This window comes from Arthrobacter sp. lap29, from assembly GCF_032458965.1.
GTDB lineage: Bacteria > Actinomycetota > Actinomycetes > Actinomycetales > Micrococcaceae > Specibacter > Specibacter psychrochitiniphilus.
Genome location: NZ_JAUCEK010000027.1, coordinates 1 through 2,732 on the forward strand (window position 1 = coordinate 1; position 2,732 = coordinate 2,732).

Annotated in this window: 1 protein-coding gene; it reads left to right on the forward strand. The window is 58.0% G+C overall.

From position 1 onward, the window contains the following. The coding region (gene aceE, locus RY113_RS18315) for a pyruvate dehydrogenase (acetyl-transferring), homodimeric type (RefSeq protein WP_315915815.1) at positions 1 to 2,725 on the forward strand (2,725 nt) is incomplete at its 5' end. Positions 2,726 to 2,732: the final 7 nt, after the last annotated feature.

Genomic DNA, 2,732 nt, shown 5'->3' on the forward strand with positions numbered 1-2,732 from the left:
GAACTCCCATATCCTTAGCGGGTTGACTAACCAGCTACCTGATCGTGATCCGGAGGAGACTGCCGAGTGGCTTGAGTCTTTGGATGCGTTGATTCAGGATCGTGGCACGGAGCGTGCCCAGTACATTATGCGTAGCTTGCTTCAGCGTGCTGGTGCGCAGAGTGTTGGCGTGCCGATGGTGACGACGACTGATTACGTGAATACGATTCCTGCTGATCAGGAACCGGTTTTTCCGGGTAATGAGAAGATCGAGCGGAAGTACCGTGCGTGGTTGCGGTGGAATGCTGCGATTATGGTCCACCGTGCGCAGTCTCCTGATATTGGTGTGGGTGGCCATATTTCCACGTATGCCGGTGCTGCCACGTTGTACGAGGTCGGTTTTAACCACTTCTTCCGTGGTAAGGATCATCCCGGTGGTGGAGATCAGATTTTCTTCCAGGGACACGCCTCTCCTGGTATGTATGCCCGGGCGTTCTTAGAGGGCCGTCTTTCCGAGGAAGACATGGATGGTTTCCGTCAGGAAAAGTCCAAAGAGGGCCATGCCTTGTCCTCGTACCCGCACCCGCGTTTAATGCCGGAGTTTTGGGAATTCCCGACCGTGTCGATGGGTATTGGCCCGATGCACGCGATCTATCAGGCACAGTCCAACCGGTATTTGCATAACCGTGGCATCAAGGACACCTCTGAGCAGCAGGTGTGGGCGTTCTTAGGTGATGGTGAAATGGATGAGCCTGAGTCCCGTGGCCTGCTGCAACTGGCCGCTAATGACAAGCTCGATAATCTGAACTTCGTCATTAACTGCAACCTTCAGCGTCTAGATGGTCCGGTTCGTGGCAACGGGAAGATCGTTCAGGAACTCGAAGCGTTCTTCCGTGGTGCTGGCTGGAATGTTATCAAGGTCCTTTGGGGCCGTGAATGGGATGACTTGCTGGCCCGGGATACTGATGGTGCCTTGGTTGATGTCATGAACACCACCCTTGATGGTGATTACCAAACGTACAAGGCAGAATCTGGCGGGTTCGTTCGGGAGCACTTCTTCGGTCAAACCCCGCAAACTAAAGAACTCGCCGCGCACCTGAGCGATGACGAGGTCTGGAATCTGCGCCGTGGCGGCCACGATTACCACAAGGTTTACGCCGCGTATAAGGCTGCCACTGAATTCAAGGGCAAGCCCACCGTGATCCTGGCCCACACCGTGAAGGGTTACGGCCTCGGGACCCACTTCGAGGCCCGTAACGCCACGCACCAGATGAAAAAGCTGACCCTGCAGGATCTGAAGGACTTCCGTACCCACCTGCACCTGCCCATCAGTGATGAAGTCCTTGAAGCTGACCCGTACCACCCCCCGTACTACCACCCCGGTGCGGACTCCCCCGAAATCGCGTACATGATGGAACACCGTGCAGCCCTGGGCGGATTCGTCCCCGAACGCCGCTCTACCCACACCGCACTGGAACTGCCCGGGGATAAAACCTATGAAGTCGCTAACCGCGGCTCCGGGAAACAACACGCCGCGACCACCATGTCCTTCGTGCGTTTACTCAAAGACCTCATGCGCGATAAAGGCATCGGTTCCCGCATTGTCCCGATCATCCCGGACGAGGCCCGCACCTTCGGCATCGACGCGTTCTTCCCGACCGCGAAGATCTACAACCCGAACGGGCAAAACTACCTCTCCGTAGACCGCGATCTCGTTCTGGCCTACAAGGAATCCATCTCGGGCCAGATCGTCCACGCCGGCATTAACGAAGCCGGTTCCGTGGCCGCGTTCACCGCTGCCGGTACCGCGTACGCCACCCATGGTGAACCGTTGATCCCGGTCTACGTGTTCTACTCCATGTTCGGCTTCCAACGCACAGGAGATCAGTTCTGGGCTGCCGGAGACCAAATGACCCGCGGCTTCATCATTGGTGCTACCGCAGGACGGACCACCCTCACCGGTGAAGGCCTCCAACACGCTGATGGGCACTCCCCCATCCTGGCCTCCACTAACGACGCCGTGATCACCTACGACCCCGCCTATGGTTACGAGATCGGTGTCATCATGCGTGCCGGCCTCGAGCGGATGTACGGGCCGGACTCAACAGATCCCAACGTCATGTACTACATCACCGTGTATAACGAGCCGATCCTGCAACCCAAAGCACCAGAGAACATGGACATCGAGGGCATCAACCGCGGTATCTACCTCCTGAACAAGAGCGAACATGACGGGCCCCGCGCCCAAATCATGGCCTCCGGCGTGTCCGTTCCCTGGGCGTTGGAAGCACAAAGAATCCTTGCCCAGGAATGGGGCGTCGCAGCCGATGTTTGGTCCGTTACCTCCTGGACCGAACTCCGACGCGATGGCCTCGCAGCCGAAGAAGAAGCCTTCCTCCACCCCGAAAATGAGCCCCGCACCCCGTACATCACCGCTAAAATGGCTGATGCACAAGGACCCATCATCGCCGTCACCGACTTCATGAAAGCCGTCCCGGACCAGGTACGCCAATTCCTGCCCAACGACTTCGCGACCCTCGGCGCCGACGGATTCGGATTCTCCGACACCCGCGCAGCAGCACGACGCTACTTCAAAATCGACTCACACTCAGTAGTAGTACGCACACTGCAAATGCTCGCAAAAGACGGCAAAATCAGCCCCGACACCGCACGCCAAGCAGCCACCAAATACGACCTGCTCAACGTCAACGCCGGCACCACCGGCAACGCCGGCGGCGAAGGCTAGTCCCCAC